The sequence below is a fragment of the Roseivivax isoporae LMG 25204 genome (assembly GCF_000521865.1).
Lineage (GTDB): Bacteria > Pseudomonadota > Alphaproteobacteria > Rhodobacterales > Rhodobacteraceae > Roseivivax > Roseivivax isoporae.
Genome location: NZ_JAME01000019.1, coordinates 52690 through 73069, shown reverse-complemented (window position 1 = coordinate 73069; position 20380 = coordinate 52690). Strand labels below are relative to the sequence as shown.

At 69.5% G+C, this 20380-nt stretch carries 16 protein-coding genes; 13 read left to right on the top strand and 3 right to left on the bottom strand.

Annotation, left to right across the window (positions count from 1 at the left end; all coding sequences use genetic code 11):
* Positions 1 to 2: 2 nt before the first annotated feature.
* From RISW2_RS13235 to RISW2_RS13185, 11 genes are all read left to right on the top strand, one after another.
* The gene (locus tag RISW2_RS13235) at positions 3 to 2159 is read left to right on the top strand and encodes an MlaD family protein (RefSeq protein WP_051492023.1); all 2157 of its coding nucleotides are present in this window, start codon (positions 3 to 5) and stop codon (positions 2157 to 2159) included.
* 8 nt (positions 2160 to 2167) lie between these two features.
* A complete protein-coding gene (locus RISW2_RS13230) occupies positions 2168 to 2779 on the top strand; it encodes an ABC-type transport auxiliary lipoprotein family protein (protein ID WP_043771984.1) in 612 nt (203 codons plus the stop codon).
* 254 nt (positions 2780 to 3033) lie between these two features.
* A complete protein-coding gene (locus tag RISW2_RS13225; protein ID WP_043771982.1) occupies positions 3034 to 3996 on the top strand; it encodes a TAXI family TRAP transporter solute-binding subunit in 963 nt (320 codons plus the stop codon).
* Positions 3997 to 4141: 145 nt separating this feature from the next.
* On the top strand, positions 4142 to 6880 hold the full coding sequence (locus RISW2_RS13220; RefSeq protein ID WP_043771980.1) for a TRAP transporter permease: 2739 nt from the start codon (positions 4142 to 4144) through the stop codon (positions 6878 to 6880).
* Positions 6881 to 6891: 11 nt separating this feature from the next.
* Positions 6892 to 7323: a universal stress protein gene (locus RISW2_RS13215; RefSeq protein ID WP_043771978.1), complete on the top strand. Its 432-nt coding sequence runs from the start codon at positions 6892 to 6894 to the stop codon at positions 7321 to 7323.
* 71 nt (positions 7324 to 7394) lie between these two features.
* Positions 7395 to 8378, top strand: coding sequence for a carbon-nitrogen hydrolase family protein (locus RISW2_RS13210; RefSeq protein WP_084615389.1), 984 nt, complete (start codon positions 7395 to 7397; stop codon positions 8376 to 8378).
* A 53-nt stretch (positions 8379 to 8431) separates the two neighbouring features.
* Positions 8432 to 11170, top strand: coding sequence for an aminotransferase class I/II-fold pyridoxal phosphate-dependent enzyme (locus RISW2_RS13205; protein ID WP_043771977.1), 2739 nt, complete (start codon positions 8432 to 8434; stop codon positions 11168 to 11170).
* Positions 11171 to 11191: 21 nt separating this feature from the next.
* Positions 11192 to 12652 (top strand): biotin carboxylase, encoded by a 1461-nt coding sequence (locus tag RISW2_RS13200; protein ID WP_043771975.1) that lies wholly within the window; start codon positions 11192 to 11194, stop codon positions 12650 to 12652.
* 71 nt (positions 12653 to 12723) lie between these two features.
* The gene (locus RISW2_RS13195; protein WP_043771973.1) at positions 12724 to 13698 is read left to right on the top strand and encodes a C45 family autoproteolytic acyltransferase/hydrolase; all 975 of its coding nucleotides are present in this window, start codon (positions 12724 to 12726) and stop codon (positions 13696 to 13698) included.
* 159 nt (positions 13699 to 13857) lie between these two features.
* Positions 13858 to 15183 (top strand): aspartate aminotransferase family protein, encoded by a 1326-nt coding sequence (locus RISW2_RS13190; protein WP_043771971.1) that lies wholly within the window; start codon positions 13858 to 13860, stop codon positions 15181 to 15183.
* 89 nt (positions 15184 to 15272) lie between these two features.
* Entirely contained in the window at positions 15273 to 16505 is a 1233-nt protein-coding gene (locus tag RISW2_RS13185; RefSeq protein WP_043771970.1) for a GNAT family N-acetyltransferase, read from the top strand.
* Positions 16506 to 16508: 3 nt separating this feature from the next.
* Here RISW2_RS13185 and RISW2_RS13180 read toward each other — a convergent pair whose 3' ends face one another.
* Together RISW2_RS13180 and metF are read right to left on the bottom strand one after the other, a co-directional pair.
* Positions 16509 to 17492, bottom strand: a complete 984-nt coding sequence (locus RISW2_RS13180; protein WP_043771968.1) for a type I glyceraldehyde-3-phosphate dehydrogenase — start codon at positions 17490 to 17492, stop codon at positions 16509 to 16511.
* Between the two features lie 97 nt (positions 17493 to 17589).
* Entirely contained in the window at positions 17590 to 18456 is an 867-nt protein-coding gene (gene metF, locus RISW2_RS13175; RefSeq protein WP_043771967.1) for a methylenetetrahydrofolate reductase [NAD(P)H], read from the bottom strand.
* A 98-nt stretch (positions 18457 to 18554) separates the two neighbouring features.
* Here metF and RISW2_RS13170 point away from each other — a divergent pair, with 98 nt between their 5' ends.
* Positions 18555 to 19460, top strand: coding sequence for a LysR family transcriptional regulator (locus RISW2_RS13170; RefSeq protein WP_043771965.1), 906 nt, complete (start codon positions 18555 to 18557; stop codon positions 19458 to 19460).
* A gap of 138 nt (positions 19461 to 19598) precedes the next feature.
* Here the strand turns inward: RISW2_RS13170 and RISW2_RS13165 are convergent, their stop codons facing one another.
* Complete coding sequence (locus tag RISW2_RS13165; protein ID WP_043771963.1) at positions 19599 to 19805, bottom strand: cold-shock protein; 207 nt, start codon at positions 19803 to 19805, stop codon at positions 19599 to 19601.
* Positions 19806 to 20045: 240 nt separating this feature from the next.
* Here RISW2_RS13165 and RISW2_RS13160 point away from each other — a divergent pair, with 240 nt between their 5' ends.
* Complete coding sequence (locus RISW2_RS13160; RefSeq protein ID WP_043771961.1) at positions 20046 to 20363, top strand: arsenate reductase family protein; 318 nt, start codon at positions 20046 to 20048, stop codon at positions 20361 to 20363.
* The last annotated feature ends 17 nt before the right edge of the window (positions 20364 to 20380 follow it).

The following is a 20380-nucleotide window of genomic DNA, read 5'->3' as shown; positions in this document are numbered from 1 at the left end:
GCATGGAAACGCGCGCCAACTACGTGCTGATCGGGGCGTTCACGCTGGCGGGCCTGCTGGGCCTGCTCGGGTTCTTCCTGTGGTTCGCGAACGTGCAGATCGACCGGCAGTTCGCCTATTACGACGTGCGCTTCGACAGCGTGTCGGGGCTGTCGAACGCCTCCGACGTGCGCTTTGCCGGGCTGCCGGTGGGGCAGGTGGTGGACGTGCGGCTGGCGCCCGACCGTGACGGCACGGTGCTGGTGCGGCTCGAGGTCGACGCCGAGACGCCGGTGCGCACCACGTCCGAGGCCACGGTCGAGAGCCAGGGGGTGACCGGGGTCGCCTATGTGGGCATCTCGGCCGGGGAACCCGCTTCGCCGCTGCTGACCGAGGCGTCCCAAGACGACATCCCGCGCATTCCGGCGGGCCGGTCGGTGCTGCAGTCGCTGTCCGAGGACGCGCCCGAGCTTCTGCGCGAGACGCTCGTGACGGTGCGCGAGCTCAACGCCCTGATCAGCCCCGAGAACCGCGGACGGATCGAGACCATCCTCGTCAACGTCGAGGGCGCGTCCGGCGATTTTGCCGACGTGCTGAGCGACTTCTCGGACGTGACCTCCGAGATATCGGGCTTTGCCGCGCAGATCGACCGCTTCAACGCGACGCTCGAGGCGCTGACCGGCGAGCTGTCGACGGTGCTCGCCACCGCCGACCAGACGCTCGTGAACATCGGCGGCGCGGCGCGCGAGGCGCAGACGCTGCTCGAACGGGGGCAGGTGACGCTCGAGGCCGCGACCGGCACGGTCGAGGATGCGGGCGGGTACCTGTCGAACGACCTGCCGGCGCTGACCGTCGAGCTTCAGGGCGCGATCTCGGACATCCGGCGCGAGCTGCTGGGCCTCTCGCGGCAAGCGGAGGACGTGCTCGTGACCTTCGACGCGGCGGGGCGCGCGGCCACCGCGCGGTTCGAGGAGGCCGAGCCGCTCATCGACAACACGCTGGCGCTGGTCGCCGACCTCGACCGCGCCACGGCCGAGATCGAGCAGGCGGCGGTCGATTTCGACCTGCTGATGATGGGCGACGGAACGGCGCTCGTGGCCGAGGCGCGCGCGGCGCTCGACCTCGCCAACGGCGCCATCGCGTCGTTCGAGGGCCTGACCGAGGAGGGGCGGACGCTCCTCTCCGAGGGGCGCGGCACGGTGGCCGCGGCGACGGGCGCGCTGAACCGCGCCGACGGGCTGCTCTCGACGGAGCTGCCGGCGCTCGCGACCGCGGTCGAGGGCGCGGTGGGCGACCTGCGCACCCAGCTGGCCGCGCTCACCGGCGACGCGCGCGAGCTGATCGCCACGTTCGAGGCCACGGGCGGCGCCGCGACCGAGCGACTGACCGAGGCGCAGCCCGTCATCGCCGAGCTGCAGACTCTGGTCGTCCGCCTGACCGAGGCCACGGGCAGCATCGACGCCGCCGCGGGCGAGTTCACGGCGCTTCTGACCGGGGACGGCGCGGCGCTGGTGGCCGAGGCCCGCACCGCGATCGCCGAGGCGACGGTGGCGATCCGCGCCATCGCCGAGACCGCCGAGACCGACCTGCCGGTGGTGGTCGCGGACGTGCGCGCGGCCACCGCAACCGCCGCGCGGGTGATCGAGGAGGTGGGCGCGAACCTCTCCGATGCCTCGTCGCAGGTGTCGGGCCTGACCGACGAGGCGCGCGCGGCGATCGGCACGGCGACGCTGACCTTCTCGAACGCGAACGCGACGCTTCTCGCCGTCAACCGCGCGCTCGAGACCGGCGAGCGCACGCTCGAGGCGGCCGAGAGCGCCTTTGCCGGTGCCGACCGGGTGATCAACGAGGACGTGGCGACCATCACCACCGACCTGCGCCGGGCCATCGCGACGCTCGACGGTGCGGTGGCGCAGGTCTCGGGCGACATCCCGGCGGTCACCGCCGACCTGCGCGCGGCGGCACGTTCGGCGCAGGAGACCTTCGCCGAGGTGCAGCGCCTCGTGGCCGAGAGCGGCCGGCCCATCGCAGACTTCGCGGGCGAGGGATTGCCCCAATACACCGCGCTCGCCAGCGAGACCCGCACGCTGATCCGCAACCTCGACCGGCTGACCGAGCAGCTCTCGCGCGATCCCGCGCGGTTCTTCCTCGGCACCGACGCCCCCGCCTTCAGACGATGAGACCGCCCATGCGCCCCGCGTTCCTCCTGCCGATCCTTGCGCTTCTCCTCGGCCCCGGCTGCTCCGCCCTGTCGGCGCTGGGCGAGGCGACCGCGGTCCTCGACGTCTACGAGCTGCGCGCGCCCGAGGCGGTGCCGACCGGCCCGCGGCGGTCGCTCGAGGTGACGGTGGTGCTGCCGACCACCACCGGCGCGCTCGACACCGACCGGATCATGGTCAAGCCCGATCCGCTCGCGGCGCAGTACCTGCCCGACGCCCGCTGGGGCGAGGAGGTGCCGGTGCTGGTGCAGTCGCTGATGCTGCGCACGCTGCAGGAGACCGAGGCCTTCGCCTACGTGGGACGCGACCCCCTGGGCATCTCGGGGGACGTCGCGGTGGTCGCCGACGTCATCGATTTCCAGGCCGAGGCGGACGCGGACGGGCCGGGGGCGACCGTGCGCCTGCAGCTCAGCGTGCAGGCGGTGCGCGAGAGCGACGTCGCGATCCTGTCGAGCCGGACGTTCGAGGCGACGGCGCGCGCCGCGGACACCGAGACGCGCACCATCGTCGCCGCCTTCGACGCGGCGTCGGCGCAGCTCCTCGTGGCGTTCGCCGAATGGGCGGTCGGCGCGCTGCGCTGAGCCCCGTGCCACCGCCGAGGCACTGGCGCTTGATCACGCGAAATTCACCGACTAACGTTAACGAACCACCGGGTCCGATGTTGCGGGTCCGACGATAAATGCTGGGCAGACAAGGCCTTCGTGTGGCCGCGCGGACGCGGCCGACTAAGTCGCTCCCTTGCGGGGCCGCACGCGGCCCGTCGCTCCAGTTCTCCGCCGGCGGACCCGTCCGCCGGTTCGGAAAGACACAACGATAACCGGGAGAAAGCCATCACATGACGCATTTCACCAAACTCGCCGCCGTTGCGGCGCTGATGACCGGCTCGGCCGCGTCGGCGCAGGAGTTCATCACCATCGGCACGGGCGGGCAGACAGGCGTCTACTACGTCGTGGGCCAGTCGATCTGCCGGCTGGTCAACCGCGGCACCTCCGAGCACAACCTGCAGTGCACCGCGCCGTCGACCGGCGGATCGGTCGCGAACATCAACGCGATCAAGGCCGGCGACCAGACCATGGGCGTCGCACAGTCCGACCAGCAGTACTACGGCTACAACGGCGAAGGGTCTTTCGACGCACCGTTCGAGAACCTGCGCGCGGTGTTCTCGGTCCACCCCGAGCCGTTCACCGTGGTCGCACGCGCCGATTCCGGCATCGAGACCTTCGAGGACCTGAAGGGCAAGCGGGTCAACATCGGCAACCCGGGCTCGGGCCAGCGCGCCACCATGGACGTGGTGATGCAGGCCGCCGGCATGACCACCGACGACTTCTCGCTCGCCTCCGAGCTGCAGGCCACCGAGCAGGCGCAGGCGCTCTGCGACAACAACATCGACGCCTTCGTCTACCAGGTCGGCCACCCGAACGGGTCGATCCAGGAAGCGTTCTCGAGCTGTGACGCGGTCTTCGTCGACGTGAGCGGCGACTACATCGACCAGCTGATCGCCGACAACAGCTTCTACGCCGAGGCGACCATCCCCGCATCGCTCTACGAGGGCATCGAGGAGGACACCGAGACCTTCGGCGTGCGCGCCACCTTCGTGACCTCGGCCGACGTGCCGGAGGACACCGTGTACACGGTGGTCAAGGAAGTGTTCGACAACTTCGACCGCTTCAAGCGCCTGCACCCGGCCTTCGAGAACCTCAACGAGGAAGAGATGGTGTCGGCGGGCCTTTCCGCGCCGCTGCACCCGGGTGCCGAGAAGTACTACCAGGAAAAGGGCTGGATGGACGGCGGTTCCTGATCGTTCCCGCGCCGGACGGAGCCCCATCGCGCGATGGGGCTCCGCAAAAACGCGTTTTTTGTAGATAACAATAATGGTGTCGTGCAGGCTGTTGAAATCGCCTGACAAGCAACGGCACGCAGCGGGACGACAGGGAGCGACGAACATGAGCCAGGATCCCAACCGGGGCGCCGGCAAGGCGCTCAGCCAGGAGGAGCTCGACGAACTCGTCGCATCCACGGATGCAGGTGGACGCTCGCCCGCTGGTTCGGTCGGCATCCTGATCACGGTGGTCGCGCTGGCCTGGTCGCTGTTCCAGCTCTGGATCGCCTCGCCCATCCCCTACATGCTGGGTTTCGGCGTCTTCGGCGCGACCGAGGCCCGCGCCTTCCACCTGGGCTTTGCCATGTTCCTCGCGTTCATGGCGTTCCCGGCCGCGCGCACGCCGTTCCAGATGGGCCTCGGGATCGTGGTGCCGCTGTTCCTGTCGATCCTCTTCTGGGTCGGGTCGGGAGGCTCTGCCTGGTGGTCCCTGCTGATCGGCGCGGCGGTCATCGTCTGCGTCGTGCTCGGGTCGCCGCGCGACCGCGTGCCGCCCTGGGAATGGGCGCTCGCGCTCATCGGCGCGTCCTCCGCGCTCTACATCTATTTCGCCTATGACGGCATCGCCAACCGGGTCGGCGCGCCGATCACGCAGGACCTCGTGGTGGGCGTCATCGGGCTCCTGCTGCTGCTCGAGGCCACGCGCCGCTCGCTCGGCCCGGCGCTGATGATCGTGGCGACGGTGTTCCTCGCCTACACCTTCCTCGGCCCCTACATGCCGCAGCTCATCGCGCATTCGTCGAAATCGCTGGGCGTGGTGATGAACCACCAGTGGATCACGACGCAGGGCGTGTTCGGCATCGCGCTCGGCGTGTCCACGTCCTTCGTGTTCCTGTTCGTGCTGTTCGGGTCGCTCCTCGACAAGGCCGGCGCGGGCAACTACTTCATCCAGGTGGCGTTCAGCCTGATGGGCCACATGCGGGGTGGCCCCGCGAAGGCTGCGGTCGTCTCCTCGGCGATGACCGGCCTCATCTCGGGCTCGTCCATCGCCAACGTGGTGACCACCGGCACCTTCACCATCCCGCTCATGAAGAAGGTGGGCTTCACCTCGGAAAAGGCCGGCGCGGTCGAGGTCGCATCCTCGGTGAACGGGCAGATCATGCCGCCCGTCATGGGCGCCGCGGCCTTCCTCATGGTCGAATACGTGGGCATTCCCTATTTCGACGTGGTCAAGCACGCCTTCCTGCCGGCGGTGATCTCGTACATCGCGCTCGTCTACATCGTGCACCTCGAGGCGATGAAGCAGGGCATGGAAGGGCTGCCGCGCGCCTACACGCCGAAGCCCATCGTCCAGCGCCTGATCGGCATGGCCTTCATCATCGCCGCGATCTGCGCGCTGTCCTTCGCCGTCTACTACGGCATGGGCTGGATCCGCACGGTGTTCCCGGACACCGCGGGATGGATCCTCTTCGCTCTGCTGACCGCGGTCTATGTGGGCCTCGTCTACATCGCCTCGAAGGAGGAGATCCCGACCCTCGACAAGGAGGGCGAGGGCGTCCAGACGCTGCCGCTGCCCGGGCCGACGATCCGGTCGGGCCTGCACTACATCCTGCCCGTCGTGGTGCTGGTCTGGGCGCTGATGGTCGACCGGCTGAGCCCGGGGCTCTCGGCGTTCTACGCCGCGGCCTACATGATCTTCATCGTGCTGACGCAGCGGCCGCTCATGGCGATGTTCCGCAACCAGAGCCGCTACGGCGAGGCGGCGCGCCGCGGCGTGATCGACCTGGTCGACGGGCTCGTGACCGGTGCGCGCAACATGATCGGCATCGGCATCGCCACGGCGACCGCGGGCATCATCGTGGGCGCGGTCAGCCAGACCGGGGTGGGCTCGGCGCTCGCCGACGTGGTCGAGGTCCTGTCGGGCGGCAACATCCTGGCCATCCTGTTCCTGACCGCGATCCTGTCGCTGATCCTCGGGATGGGCCTGCCGACGACGGCAAACTACATCGTCGTCTCTGCGCTGCTGGCGCCGGTGATCGTCACGCTCGGCGAGCAGAACGGGCTGATCGTTCCGCTGATCGCGGTGCACCTCTTCGTGTTCTACTTCGGGATCATGGCGGACGTGACGCCGCCCGTGGGCCTCGCGTCGTTCGCGGCGGCAGCGGTGTCCGGCGGCGACCCGATCAAGACCGGCGCGGTGGCGTTCTTCTACTCGCTGCGCACTGCGGCGCTGCCGTTCCTCTTCATCTTCAACACGCAGCTCCTGCTGATCGACGTGGGCTGGATACAAGGGATATTCGTCTTCGTCATCGCGACGATCGCGATGCTGCTCTTCGCCGCGGCGACGCAGGGCTGGTTCCTTGCCAAGAACCGCATCCACGAGACGCTGGCGCTGCTGCTCATCGCGTTCACGCTGTTCCGGCCGGGGTTCTGGATGGACATGGTCTATCCGCCCTACGAGGCCGTGCCGCCCGCGCAGATCGAGGAGGCGGCCGAGACCACGCCGCCGGGCGAACGGCTGCGCCTGCGCATCGCCGGCGTGAACGAGATCGGCGAGCCGCTCGAGTTCACCGCGCTCCTGGCGCTGCCCGAGGGCGAGACCGGCGCCGAACGTCTCGAGGCGGCGGGTATCATCTTCCGCCAGGACGGCGAGAGCCTCATCATCGACGACGTGGCCTTCGACAGCACGGCACAGGAGGCGGGCCTCGACTGGGACCAGGAGGTGCTGCGCGTGCTGCAGCCGCTGCCGCAGCCGTCGAAATACCTGATGTTCATCCCGGCGCTCCTGTTGCTCGCGCTCGTGGTGTGGATGCAGCGCGGCCGGGCGTCGGCCGCGACGCGGACGCGCAAGGCCGCGGCATAGGGGACGGGGACATGTACAGAAACATCCTCGTTCCCGTCGACCTGACCGCGGACGCGTCGTGGAAGGCGGCGCTGCCGCAGGCGGTGGAACTCGCCCGTTTTTCGGGCGGGACGCTGCACCTCCTCGCGGTCGTCCCAGACATGGGGATGCCGCTGGTCGAGGGCTTCTTCCCCGAGCGCTACGAGGAGCGCGCCCTGCAATCGGCCAAGGGCAAGCTCGACATTCTCGCGCGGGCGGAACTGCCCGCCGAGATACCCCACGAGCAGCACGTGGCGCTCGGCCGGGTCTACGACCGGATCATCGAGGCGGCGGCGGCGCATGCGGCCGACCTGATCGTGATGGCGAGCCACGACCCGGACCGGACGCGGGACTTCCTGCTCGGCTCGAATGCCGACAAGGTGGTGCGCAGATCGCCTGTTTCGGTCCTGGTCGTTAGGGCGTAAGAGATGCGAATCGAACGAAGCTCGCGGGGCCTCTCCCTCCCGCGCGGCATCGGTTCAGGAGATCTCTTCGCATGACCCCATTCGCAATCGCTGGCATCCAGCAATACGTGAACCCGTTGCAGTCCAACGTGGACGGCATGATCCACCGGCTGGACGTGTGCCTAGCGCGGTTCCCGTGGACCCAGATGGTCCTGTTCTCGGAGCTCGCTCCCTTCGGGCCGCTCGACAAGTTCGCGCTGCCACCCGAGAACGAGACGATCGAGCGGTTCCGCGAGGCCGCGCGCCGCAACCGGGTGTGGCTGGTGCCGGGGTCGATGTTCCTGAAGGACGAGACCGGGCTCGTGCGCAACACCGCGATCGTCATCGATCCCGAAGGCGAGGTCGTCGCGCGCTACTCCAAGATGTTCCCGTTCCGGCCCTACGAGCAGGGCGTGACCGCGGGTACCGATTTCTGCGTGTTCGACGTGCCCGAGGTGGGCCGCTTCGGCCTGTCGATCTGCTACGACATCTGGTTCCCGGAAACCACGCGCCAGCTGACCGCCATGGGCGCCGAGGTGCTGCTGCACCCGGTCCTGACCGGCACCACCGACCGCGACGCGGAGCTTGCCATCGCGCGGGCCACCGCGGCGCAGTTCCAGTGCTACGTCTTCGACGTGAACGGGCTCGGCGCGGGCGGTGTGGGCAAGTCCTGCGTGGTCGACCCCTCCTCCACGGTGCTGCACCAGTCGGCGGGGCAGGAGGACATGTTCCCCATCGAGGTCGACCTCGCCGTGGTGCGCCGCCAGCGCGAGACGGGCATGAAGGGCCTCGGCCAGGTGCTGAAGAGCTTCCGCGACCGGTCGAACGATTTCCCGGTTTACGACCGGTCGTCCGGCACGGACGCCTACCTGCACACGCTCGGGCCGCTCGAGATGCCGCAGCAGGGGTCGCGCCGCGGCCTGCCGCGCGTCGATGTCGAGGCCGCCGCCGACCAGACGCCCGCGGACAGCGGGCCGAACGGGTTCTACTCCGCTCATCATGCCGGCGGCATGGGGGGCGGCACGCATAACGGCTGACGGTCAGGCTGACGCCTGCACGATCGTCGGCCCCGAACGAGGGAGGGCTGACGATGGAATCCGTCAACGAATACTACTCCGCGATCCAGCTGCGGTCGGACCGGTGGTCGGCGCTGCGCGAGGCCACCGACGCGCTGACCCGCGGCGGCACCGAGCGCCAGATGATCAAGCTGCGCGAGAGAACGCAGGCGCTGCTCGATTCCCTGTCGATGATCGAGCCCTACTGGGCGTTCCCGGGCATGACGGCGTTCGAGTACATGCGCCGGCAGTTCGAGCACGGCAGTTACGAGGACCTGTCCTACACCACCCACCGGATCCTGCGCGCGCTGACCAGCGGCGCCTATCGCCGCCGTCACATCCCGCTCGACCGCGACTCGATGGAGCCCGACGACAACGACGACGAGGCGATGCTGTCGCCCGAGGCACGCGCGCTGACCAAGCCCTATTTCGAGGTGCTGATCGTCGACCAGGTGAACGAGCACCAGGAGCGGTGGCTGAAGTCGAACGTGGCGCGCATGCGCCGGCCCGAGGATCCGTTCCTCTACGAGGCGGTGGTGGTGCCGAGCCTCGAGGACGCGCTGATGGGCGTCCTGTTCAACCACAACATCCAGGCCATCGTGGTGCGGCCGGGCCTCACCCTGAAATCCAAGTTCAACATGCCGCTGCTGAAGCGCTACCTCGCCGGCGCGGGCGGGCAGGAGGCGCTCGAGGACGTCGATCCGCACAATTACGGGCCCGAGCTCTGCCGCCTGATCGCGCGCGTCCGCCCCGAACTCGACGCCTACCTCGTGACCGAGCGCTCGGTCGAGGACATCGCGGGGCTCGACCTCGGCATCTGCCGGCGCGTCTTCTACAACCAGGAAGACTTCATGGAGCTGCACCTGAACATCCTCAGGGGCGTGCAGGCGCGCTACAAGACGCCGTTCTTCACCGCGCTGACGGAATATTCCAAGCAGCCGACCGGCGTCTTCCACGCCATGCCGATCAGCCGGGGCAAGTCGATCACGCGCTCGCACTGGATCCAAGACATGGGCGCGTTCTACGGGCCGAACATCTTCCTTGCCGAGACCTCCGCGACCTCGGGCGGGCTCGACTCGCTGCTCGAGCCGCACGGACCGATCAAGCAGGCGCAGGAACTGGCGGCGCGGGCCTTCGGGTCCAAGCAGACGTTCTTTGCCACGAACGGCACGTCCACCTGCAACAAGATCGTGGTGCAGGCGCTGGTGCGGCCGAACGACATCGTGCTCGTCGACCGCGACTGCCACAAGTCGCACCATTACGGGATGGTGCTGGCGGGGGCGCAGGTCAGCTACCTCGACAGCTATCCGCTCAACGAATACTCGATGTACGGTGCCGTCCCGATCCGCGAGATCAAGCACCGCCTGCTGGAGCTGAAGGCCGCGGGCAAGCTCGACCGCGTGCGGATGCTGCTGCTGACGAACTGCACCTTCGACGGCATCGTCTACAACGTCGAGCGGATCATGGAGGAGTGCCTGGCGATCAAGCCGGACCTGGTGTTCCTCTGGGACGAGGCGTGGTTCGCCTTCGCGCGCTTCAACCCGACCTACCGGCACCGCACGGCGATGAACGCCGCGAACGAGCTGCGCGTGCGGCTGCGGTCGGACGAGCACCGCCATGCCTACGAGGCGCAGCAGGCGGTCCTGAAGGACGCGGACACCGAGACGCTGATGAACACCCGGCTCCTGCCGCCGCCGTCGGCGCGGGTCCGGGCCTACGCCACGCAGTCGACGCACAAGACCCTGACCTCGCTCCGGCAGGGATCGATGATCCACGTCAACGACCAGGACTTCAAGGGAGAGGTCGAGCAGAGCTTCCACGAAGCCTACATGACCCACACCTCGACCTCGCCCAACTACCAGATCATCGCGTCGCTCGACGTGGGCCGCCGGCAGGTCGAGCTCGAGGGCTTCGAGTTCGTGCAGCGCCAGATCGAGGCGGCGATGGCGATGCGGCGCGCCATCGGCACCCACCCGCTCCTGCAGAAGTACTTCAAGGTGCTGACCGTGGGCGACATGGTGCCCGAGGAGTACCGCGAGAGCGGCGTGCAGGCCTATTACTCCGCCGACGAGGGTTGGGCCGAGATCTGGGACGCCTGGGACCGCGACGAGTTCGTTCTCGACGCGACGCGCGTGACGCTCGCCGTGGGCGGCACGGGCTGGGACGGCGACACGTTCAAGACCCAGATCCTGATGGACAAGTACGGCATCCAGATCAACAAGACCTCGCGCAACACGGTGCTGTTCATGACGAACATCGGCACCACGCGGTCCTCGGTCGCCTACCTGATCGAGGTGCTGGTCGAGATCGCCAAGGGTCTCGACGACCTGATCGACGACGCCAGCAAGATGGAGCGCCGCGCCTTCGAGCGGCGGGTCAAGGGCCTGATGGAGGACCTGCCGCCGCTACCGGACTTCTCGCGGTTCCACGACGCCTTCCGGGCCGACAGCGAGACGCCCGAGGGCGACATCCGCTCGGCCTTCTTCCTCGCCTACGACGAGGGGAACTGCGACTACCTCGAACTCGACGGATCGCTCAAGGCGGCGCTCGACGCGGGAGAGGAGGTGGTCTCGGCCTCCTTCATCATTCCCTATCCGCCGGGCTTCCCGATCCTCGTGCCGGGACAGGTGATCAGCCGCGAGATCCTCGCCTTCATGCGCGCGCTCGACGTGAACGAGATCCACGGCTACCGGCCGGATCTCGGCCTCAGGGTCTTCACGACCGAGGCGCTCGACCGCCTGTCCGGAACGAAACTGTCCCACGCAGCGGAATGACAACAGGGAGACGACAGCACCATGGCCGCCAAAGAGCTTCGCAACATCTCGGAAATCCGGCGCTTCTTCCACCGGAACGAGGACCCGATCTATTTCATCTCCGCGACCAACTTCAACCTGCTGGGGCTCGACGAATGGGCCAAGAACTTCAAGTACATCTGCTACATCGACTGCTATGACGGCAAGCATCCGAACGTGTTCTGCCCCTCCGAGCAGCCGCATGCGGAGTTCCAGTCGATCGAGGACATCAACAACTACCTCCTGCAGCACAAGGAGGTGATCGACTTCATCAAGCGGCGCGGCGGCAAGCCCAAGTTCGTCTTCCTCATGTTCGACGAGGAGACCGAGCGGCTGTCGCGCGAGCTCGGCGCCGAGGTCTGGTTCCCGCGCGCCAAGCTGCGCCAGAAGATGGACAACAAGATCGAGACCGTGCGCGTGGGCAACAAGGCGGGCGTGCCCTCGGTGCCGAACACCCTGTCCGAGATCAGGGATTACGCGCACCTGAAATCGGTCTCAGAGAAGGCCGGGATCGGCTACGACCTCGTGCTGCAATCGGCCTTCGGCGACAGCGGGCACACCACGTTCTTCATCCGCTCCGAGGCCGATTTCCGACGCCACGAGCACGAGATCGTGGGGCAGGGCGAGATCAAGGTGATGAAGCGCATCGACTGCCGCGGCTCGGCGATCGAGGCCTGCGCCACCAGCGAAGGCACGATCGTCGGCCCGCTGATGACCGAGCTCGTGGGGTTCAAGGATCTCACGCCCTATCGCGGCGGCTGGTGCGGCAACGAGATCCTCTCGACCGCCTTCCCGCCGAAGGTGCGCGAACAGGCCCGCGATCTCACCTTCAAGTTCGGCGAGCAGCTCCGCAAGGAGGGCTACCGCGGCTATTTCGAGCTCGACTTCCTCATCGACAAGAAGACCGGCGACCTCTGGCTCGGCGAGCTCAACCCGCGCATCACCGGCGCCTCGTCGATGACGAACCACGCGGCCTTCGCGCATGCGGACGCGCCGCTCTTCCTGTTCCACCTGCTCGAGTTCTCGAAGAAGAAGTTCAGCCTCGACGTGGACGAGCTGAACGCACGCTGGGCCGACCCGGACAACATCGATTCGTGGTCGCAGATGGTGATCAAGCACACCGACGACAGCGTGGACATCTGCACCGCGGCGCCCGAGACCGGCATCTACCGGATGCTCGAGGACGGCCGCGTGGTGTTCGACCGCTTCGACTACCACCGCCGCGCGGTCGAGAGCGAGAACGAGGCGTTCTTCCTGCGCATCATCCGCCCCGGCGACTACCGCTACGAGGGCGCCGATCTCGGCATCCTCGTGACGCGGGGGCGGTCCATGACCAAGGGCTTCCAGCTCAACGAGCGCGCCAAGAAGTGGATCCACGGCATCAAGAGCCAGGTCTCCGGCAAGGCGCTGCCGGTGGCGCAGGCGGGCCCGGCGCTGGCCGACCCGGCCTTCAAGATCATGTGACGGGCGCGCGCCCGGGCGGCCTGCCGCGCCGCCCGGGGCCGGTCCGTCCGCACAAAAGCGAAAGGGTTCCCATGCCGCTCTGGCGTGCGATCTCGGAGGACGCGCCGGGCCCGAAATGGGCGGCGCTCTTCCACGAATACTGGCCGGGCTACCGCCGCTGGTGGCTGAAGGAGGGGGACGCCGCGCGTCCCTCCTACCTCGAGAGCCGCCGCGCGCTCGCGGCCCACATGCCCGAGATCGTCCCGCTCTGGGAGGAGCTCTGCGAACTTGCGGGCGGCGGCGACCAGGCGGCGCGGTTCCTGTCCTTCCACACGCCGCCGCCCTACCTCTCGGGCTGCAGCCAGGCGATCTGGCCGGGACGCGAGCCGGTCATGGTCCGGAACTACGACTACGCCCCGGATGCCTTCGACAGCCTGATCCTGCGCACGCGCTGGCAGGGCCGCACGGTGGTGGGCGTCTCGGACGGGCTCTGGGGCCTCGTCGACGGGATGAACGATGCGGGCCTCGCGATCTCGCTCACCTTCGGCGGGCGGCGGATCGTGGGGCAGGGCTTCGGCGTGCCGGTGATCCTGCGCTACGTGCTGCAGACCTGCACGACCGCCGAGGAGGCGGGCGCGGCGCTGGCGCGCCTTCCGACCCACATGAGCTACAACGTCACCGTCCTCGACCGCAAGCGGCGCTACCTCACGGCGATGATGGCCCCCGACCGCCCGACCATCGTGACCCACGCGGCGGTCGCCACGAACCACCAGGAGAACGTGGAATGGGTGAGCCACGCGCGCTTCACCGCCACGGTCGAGCGCGAGCGCTTCCTGCTGCAGCGTCTGACCCTGCACCGCGACCCCGAGGACAGGTTCGTGCGCGCCTTCCTCAAGCCGCCGCTTTATTCCACCGCCTTCGCGCACGGCTTCGGCACGCTCTACACCGCCGTCTACCGGCCGCGGAAAGGGCAGATGGAGGTGCGCTGGCCCGGCACCGTCTGGAGCCAGAGCCTCGCCCGCTTCGAGGAGGGCGTCCGCCTCGTCGAGGTGCCGGGCGCCGCCTGATCCCCGGGCGCGCCGTCCGGGCTTCTTCTTGGCCGAAATATCCCCGCCGGAGGCTCCCGCACCCGCCGCGGGCGCGCCGGCCGGGCGCGCGGGAGAGGTTCCCACCGGCGCGCCGGCCGCCTAGACTGGGGCGGTCCCCTGACCCGGAACCCTTAACCCATGTCCCACATCTTTCCGCGCCACGCGAAGTCCGCGCCACCCGTCGCCACCGGGGGCGCGGGGTGCTACCTGCACGACGCCGCGGGCAAGGCCTATCTCGACGCCTCGGGCGGGGCGGCGGTCAGCTGCCTCGGCCACGGCGACCGCACGGTGATCGACGCGGTCAAGGCGCAGCTCGACAGCCTCGCCTTCGCGCATACGGGCTTCTTCACTTCCGAGCCCGCCGAACGCTTGGCAGACCTCCTGATCGCGCACGCGCCCGGCGATCTCGACCGGGTCTACCTGGTCTCGGGCGGCTCCGAGGCGACCGAGGCCGCGATCAAGCTCGCGCGGCAATACTTCGTCGAGACCGGCCAGCCGCAGCGCGGGCGGCTCGTCGCGCGCCGGCAGAGCTATCACGGCAACACGATCGGCGCCCTGTCGGCGGGCGGCAACGCGTGGCGCCGCCAGCAGTTCGGGCCGCTCCTCCTCGACGTACGCCACATCGATCCCTGCTACGAGTACCGCCTGCGGGCGGAGGGCGAGAGCGTCGAGGACTACGCCCTGCGCGCCGCCGACGCGCTCGAGGCGGAGCTCGAGAGGCTGGGTCCCGAGACCGTCATGGCCTTCATGGCCGAGCCGGTGGTGGGCGCCACGGCGGGCGCGGTGCCCGCGGTGCCGGGCTACTTCCGGCGCATCCGCGAGATCTGCGACCGCCACGGCATCCTGATGATCCTCGACGAGGTGATGTGCGGCATGGGCCGCACCGGCAGCCTCTTTGCGTGCGAGCAGGACGGGGTCGCGCCGGACATCCTCTGCATCGCCAAGGGGCTCGGCGCGGGCTACCAGCCGATCGGCGCCATGCTCTGCACGGGGCGGATCTACGACGCCATCGCGGAGGGCTCGGGCTTCTTCCAGCACGGGCATACCTATGTGGGTCACCCGACCGCGGCGGCGGCGGGCCATGCCGTGGTCTCGGCGATCCTCGAGCGGGGGCTCGTGGCGCGGTCGGCCGCGCAGGGCGCGGCGCTGCGCGAGGCGCTTGACGCGGTCTTCGGCCAGCATCCGCACGTGGGCGACATCCGCGGCCGGGGGCTCTTTCTCGGGCTCGAGCTCGTGGCGGACCGCGCGACCAAGGCGCCGTTCGATCCCGCGCGGCGGCTCGCCGCGCGCATCAAGGCCGCGGCCTTCGAGGCGGGGCTGATCTGCTATCCCATGTCCGGCACCATCGACGGGCGGCTCGGCGACCACGTGCTGCTCGCGCCGCCCTTCATCATCTCGGACGACCAGATCGGGGAACTCACGGACAAGCTCGGCCGCGCGATCGACACGGCACTCGCCGCCTGAGGCGGCCCCGCCTCCTCAAAATCGCCCGAATCCGGGGCTAGCACGCCTTCCGGGCGGGACAGACCGCGCCCGTGCACGCCGGAGGCCGCATGATGTTCGACCAAGCCGCGATGGGACCGACCTGGGCCGAGGGTTCGGCGCAGGGGCCCGCGCGCGCCGGGACGAGCGTGCACGTGGTCGACAGCCTCGAGGGTTTCCGCAAGCTGCGCCCGGCATGGCGCGCGCTCGAGGCGCGCGATCCGTTTTCCTCGGTGTTCGTGGGCCATGCCTGGCTCGAACGCGTGCTGCGCGACGGCGCCGGGCGCTGGCGCGTCTACGTGGTCCGCTCGGCCGCGGCGCAGGGCGCGCCGGTCGCGATCTGCACCACGGTCCTGCACGGCGGGTGGAACGCCGACGCGGGCGCCATGGAGACGACGCTCGCCACCGGCGGTCTTCTGACCGGGGCGGAGCTGACCGGCATCCTCTGCGATCCCGACCACGAGGCCGAGGCGCTGCCGGCGCTTGCCCGCGCGCTCGCCGCGCGGCCCTGGGGGCGGCTCGTTCTGGCGCAGGACGCCGCGCCTGCGCGCGCCGCACGGCTCGCCGCCTGCTTTCCGGCGGACCGGTTCGCGGTCGAGGCAGGCGAGGGCGCGATCCGCCTGCAGGTCCCGCTGCCCGACACGTTCGAGACCTGGCTGCAGACCGGCGCCAGCCGCGAGACGGCCCGCCGGGTGCGCCGGTTCTGCCGGCTGCTCGGGCAGCCCGGCGCCGCGCGGCGGCTGGACCAGACCGACCGGGACAGCTTTTCCCGCGACAGCGACGCGCTCCTGGCGCTCTGCCGCCCGGGCTGGGACGCTGCGCAGGGGACCGACGGGGCGGGACGGCGCGCAGCGCAGGTGCGCGCCGCGCTCGCCAACGCGCTTCGGACCGAGTGCCTGCTGATGCTGGTCCTGCGCGAGGGCGACCGCGTGGTGGGCGGGCTCGCCCACGTGCTCGATCACGAGTCGGACCGCGTGCACGTGCTCTTGGGCGGCGCGGATGCGGGTGGGGCGGAGGCGTCGATCGGCCTCGTCCTGCATGCCGAGGCGATCCGCTGGGCGATCTCGCACGGTTTCACGTACTACGATTTCGGCAACGGCGACGCGGCCTACAAGCGCGGGCTTGGCGGGCGGCCCTTCCGGCCGGCGCAGGTGACGGTGCGGCGCACGGGTGGGGATGCGGGGCCGCGGCTCGACCGGGCGACGCTCGGGGACGCGTTGCACGGTCTCGTGGGCCTGCTCGACGCGGGGCGGGTCGAGGACGCCCGGCGCGCGGCGGCGCAGCTCGCGGCGCTCGCGCGCTAGGGATCAGCGCGCGGCCATGGCCCGCGCCATGTCGATCATCCGCGCCGAAAAGCCCCATTCGTTGTCGTACCAGCCGAAGACGCGGACCTGGTGCGGGTCCGCGGACAGCGTCTCGGGCAGGGCGATCACCAGGCTCTCGGGCCGCGCGCGCAGGTCGCTCGACACGCAGGGGTCGTCGATGGCGCCGATGACCGGGCTCGCCGTGGCGATCCGGCGCAGCAGGTCCTTCGGGTCGCCCTCGAGCGGACGTTCGAGCGTCAGCACCGCGTCGATGGCCGACACGCTCGCCACCGGGACGCGCACGGCGGCGCCGGTGATGCGGCCCTCAAGCGCGGGCAGGACGCGGCCCACGAGGCGCGTGGCGCTCGACGTGGTGGGCACCATCGACAGCGCGCCGGCGCGCGACCGCGCGAGGTCGCCGCGTGGCGCGTCCACCATGGGCTGGCTGCCGGTGTAGCAGTGGATGGTGGTCGTGTGACCCCGCGCGATGCCCCGGTCGTCGTGGATCGCGCGCAGGAGGGGAGCGAGCGCGTTCGTGGTGCAGGAGGCGTTCGACACGATGCGCGCGTCGCCCAGCGTGTCCTCGTTCGCGCCGATGACCAGCGTGCGCTCGGCCGCGTCGCAGGGCCCCGAGATCAGCACGTTGCGCGCGCCGGCCGACAGCCCCCGCGCGGCGCCCTCGCGCGTGCCGACGGTGCCGGTGCATTCGAGCACGACATCCACGCCCGAGAGGTCGAGCGCGCCGAGATCGTGCTTCGAGGTGAAGGGGATGGCGCGGTCGCCGACACCGAGCCGGCCGGGGCCTGCGGTGACGGCGTCCTGGAACGGGCCGAAGACGCTGTCGTAGCGGAAGAGGTAGGCGCAGGTGTCGAGCGGCGCGATGTCGTTGATCGACGCCACCTCGATGCCGGCGCAGTCCGTCCGGGTCAGGATCTGGCGCAGGATGGTCCGGCCGATGCGGCCGAACCCGTTGATGGCGATACGCATGTGCCCCTCTCCCCACACCGTTCCGTCGGCGCGGACGCTGGTTCAGATCGCCGCCGGGCGCAAGGGGGAGGCTGGCGGCGCAAGGCCGCCATGCGCATCAGGCGACGTTCTCGAGCCGGGTCTCGGGCGTCACGCCGATGGCGTGGCAGACGTCGCGGGTGAGCTCCGGCCGGTTCAGCGTGTAGAAGTGCAGCTTGTCGACGCCGCCCGCGATCAGCTCGGCGCAGAGCTCGCTGCAGAGCGAGGTGGCGAGAAGGTCCGACCGACCGTCGCGCTCGGCCGCCTCGAAGGCCTCGATCACCCAGGCGGGGATCACGGTGCCGCACTTCTCGGCGAAGCGGCGCGCGCCCTTCCAGTTCTCGACAGGGAAGATGCCGGGCACGATCGGCTTGTCGATGCCGGCCTTGTCGCAGGCGTCGCGGAAGCGGAAGAACGTCTCGGCCTCGAAGAAGAATTGCGTGATCGCCTCGTCCGCCCCGGCGTCGAACTTGCGCTTGAGATAGTCCACGTCGGCCTGCGACGACGGCGCCTCGGGGTGCTTGTCGGGATAGGCGCCGACGCGGATGGTGAAGTCGCGCGTGGCCTTCAGCGCCTCGATCAGCTCGCAGGAATTGGCGAAGCCGCCATCGGTCGGCACGAACGTGTCCTGGCCCTTGGGCGGGTCGCCGCGCAGCGCGACGATGTCGCGCACGCCCACGTCGTAGAAGCCGCGCGCGATCTCGAGCGTCTCCTCGCGGGTGGCGTCGACGCAGGTCAGGTGCGCGGCGGTGCGCAGGCCGGAATGGTTGTGGATCGCCTTGACGGCGTCACGGGTCAGCTCGCGCGTGGTGCCGCCGGCACCGTAGGTGACCGAGACGAAGCGCGGTCCGAGCGGCGCGAGGGTCTGCACGGTGTCCCACAGCCGGAAGGACGCCTCGAGCGACTTCGGCGGGAAGAATTCGAGCGAGATCTCGGGGCGGGGCATGGAGGGAATCCTTCGCATCTCTTTCGTCCCTTGTGCCAGCGCAGGCGTCGTGAGACAAACTCATAAATCTCAAGAACAACATGAGCCAAACCACGGTCATGCACATCGAGTTCCGCCACCTGCGCACCATCAAGGCGATCCACGAGGCGGGCGGCGTGGCGCGTGCCGCGGATCTTCTCAACATCACGCAGAGCGCGATGTCCCACCAGATCAAGGGGCTCGAGGACCAGGCGGGGGTCGAACTGTTCGTGCGCCGCTCGAAGCCGATGAAGCTGTCGCCGGCGGGCCTGCGTCTTCTGCGGCTGGCCGAACAGGTGCTGCCGCAGGTCGAGGCGCTGCAGGCGGAGTTCGACGGCCTGCGCAAGGGATCGTCGGGCCGCATGCACATCGCGATCGAGTGCCACGCCTGTTTCGAATGGCTGTTCCCGGTGCTCGAAGGGTTCCGCAAGCTCTGGCCGGACGTCGACGTGGACATCCGGCCCGGCCTCGCCTTCGACGCGCTGCCCGCGCTCCTGAAGGAGGAGGTGGACCTCGTCGTGTCCTCGGACCCCGAGGATCTGAACGGCGTGCGGTTCTCCGAGCTCTTCGACTACGCGCCGGTCTTCGTCGCGGCCTCGTCGCATCCGCTCGCGCAGAAGCCCTGGGTCGAGGCCGAGGATTTCCGCGGCCAGACGCTCATCACCTACCCGGTCGAACGCTCGCGGCTCGACGTGTTCAGCCAGCTTCTGACACCGGCCAAGGTCGAGCCGGCAAGCGTGCGGCAGGTGGAACTGACCGCGGTGATCCTGCTTCTCGTGGCGTCGAACCGCGGCGTCGCGGTCCTGCCCGACTGGGTCGTGCGCGAGGTGAAGTACAATTCCGACTACGTGACCCGCCCGCTGACCGAGCGCGGGATCACGCGCAGGCTATATGCCGCGACGCGCGAGACCGACGTGCAGAAGCAGTACGTCGCAGATCTGATCCGCCTCGCGCGGCAGGAGGCGACGCGCCTGCAGACGGCGTGACCGGGTCACCCACCCCACGCGGATCCCGTCGGCGGGCAACGCGCCGCGCGACGTGGTTCGGGTGGTCTGCCGCCGCGTATCGCGTTTCCCGATGGCGCCGCCGGTGCCGGACCGACCCCGGCGGTCAGCGTCCGGCGGTCAGAGCGCCTTGAGGTCGGAGGCCATCTTGCGGCCGTCGCGGCCCTCGCGCAGTTCGTAACTGACCTTCTGGTTGTCCGCGAGGCCGGTCATCCCGGACCGTTCCACGGCCGAGATGTGGACGAAGACATCCTTGCCGCCATCCTCCGGCGCAATGAAGCCGTAGCCCTTCGTGGTATTGAACCATTTCACGGTGCCCGTCGGCATGACCCGTGTCTCCTTTCGGTACTCTCAAGTGCAGCCCGCGGCGACGGGCCGATGTGCCACTGCCGCGTCAGGGCGCTGGAGACGGTCGCGGGAGCGGGGCCGGTCCGGAAGCGAGACGCGAGAGTCGCCAGCGGAAGGATTGCATGGACAATGCAAAAAGCAAGCGAAACGCGGTCGCGGTCCGAAGGATTGCACGATAATTCACCTTCTCGGACGAACAGCGGACGGGAGTGATACCGGATGATTCTCTACGGCCTGAAGGCCTGCGACACCTGCCGCAAGGCACGCAAGGCGCTGCCCGGCGCGGACTTCGTGGACGTGCGCGAGGACGGCATGACGGACGACGTGCGTCGCGCGGCACTCGACCGGTTCGGGACGGAGCTCTTGAACACGCGCTCCACCACCTGGCGCGGCCTGTCCGACGCCGAGCGCGCGGCGCCGCCCGAGGAGCTGCTCGCCGCGCATCCCGCGCTGATGAAACGGCCCCTGATCGTTGCGGGGGACGACATGTATCTCGGGTGGACGCCACAGGTGCGGCAGGCGCTCGGCGCGGACTGACGCCCGCGCCCGCCCGC

What these genes read in the sequence shown, in the direction of transcription:
- RISW2_RS13235 (WP_051492023.1), top strand. Translation starts at nt 3, where the DNA reads ATGGAAACGCGCGCCAACTACGTGCTGATCGGGGCGTTCACGCTGGCG.
- RISW2_RS13230 (WP_043771984.1), top strand. Translation starts at nt 2,168, where the DNA reads ATGCGCCCCGCGTTCCTCCTGCCGATCCTTGCGCTTCTCCTCGGCCCC.
- RISW2_RS13225 (WP_043771982.1), top strand. Translation starts at nt 3,034, where the DNA reads ATGACGCATTTCACCAAACTCGCCGCCGTTGCGGCGCTGATGACCGGC.
- RISW2_RS13220 (WP_043771980.1), top strand. Translation starts at nt 4,142, where the DNA reads ATGAGCCAGGATCCCAACCGGGGCGCCGGCAAGGCGCTCAGCCAGGAG.
- RISW2_RS13215 (WP_043771978.1), top strand. Translation starts at nt 6,892, where the DNA reads ATGTACAGAAACATCCTCGTTCCCGTCGACCTGACCGCGGACGCGTCG.
- RISW2_RS13210 (WP_084615389.1), top strand. Translation starts at nt 7,395, where the DNA reads ATGACCCCATTCGCAATCGCTGGCATCCAGCAATACGTGAACCCGTTG.
- RISW2_RS13205 (WP_043771977.1), top strand. Translation starts at nt 8,432, where the DNA reads ATGGAATCCGTCAACGAATACTACTCCGCGATCCAGCTGCGGTCGGAC.
- RISW2_RS13200 (WP_043771975.1), top strand. Translation starts at nt 11,192, where the DNA reads ATGGCCGCCAAAGAGCTTCGCAACATCTCGGAAATCCGGCGCTTCTTC.
- RISW2_RS13195 (WP_043771973.1), top strand. Translation starts at nt 12,724, where the DNA reads ATGCCGCTCTGGCGTGCGATCTCGGAGGACGCGCCGGGCCCGAAATGG.
- RISW2_RS13190 (WP_043771971.1), top strand. Translation starts at nt 13,858, where the DNA reads ATGTCCCACATCTTTCCGCGCCACGCGAAGTCCGCGCCACCCGTCGCC.
- RISW2_RS13185 (WP_043771970.1), top strand. Translation starts at nt 15,273, where the DNA reads ATGATGTTCGACCAAGCCGCGATGGGACCGACCTGGGCCGAGGGTTCG.
- RISW2_RS13180 (WP_043771968.1), bottom strand. Translation starts at nt 17,492, where the DNA reads ATGCGTATCGCCATCAACGGGTTCGGCCGCATCGGCCGGACCATCCTG.
- metF (WP_043771967.1), bottom strand. Translation starts at nt 18,456, where the DNA reads ATGCCCCGCCCCGAGATCTCGCTCGAATTCTTCCCGCCGAAGTCGCTC.
- RISW2_RS13170 (WP_043771965.1), top strand. Translation starts at nt 18,555, where the DNA reads ATGCACATCGAGTTCCGCCACCTGCGCACCATCAAGGCGATCCACGAG.
- RISW2_RS13165 (WP_043771963.1), bottom strand. Translation starts at nt 19,805, where the DNA reads ATGCCGACGGGCACCGTGAAATGGTTCAATACCACGAAGGGCTACGGC.
- RISW2_RS13160 (WP_043771961.1), top strand. Translation starts at nt 20,046, where the DNA reads ATGATTCTCTACGGCCTGAAGGCCTGCGACACCTGCCGCAAGGCACGC.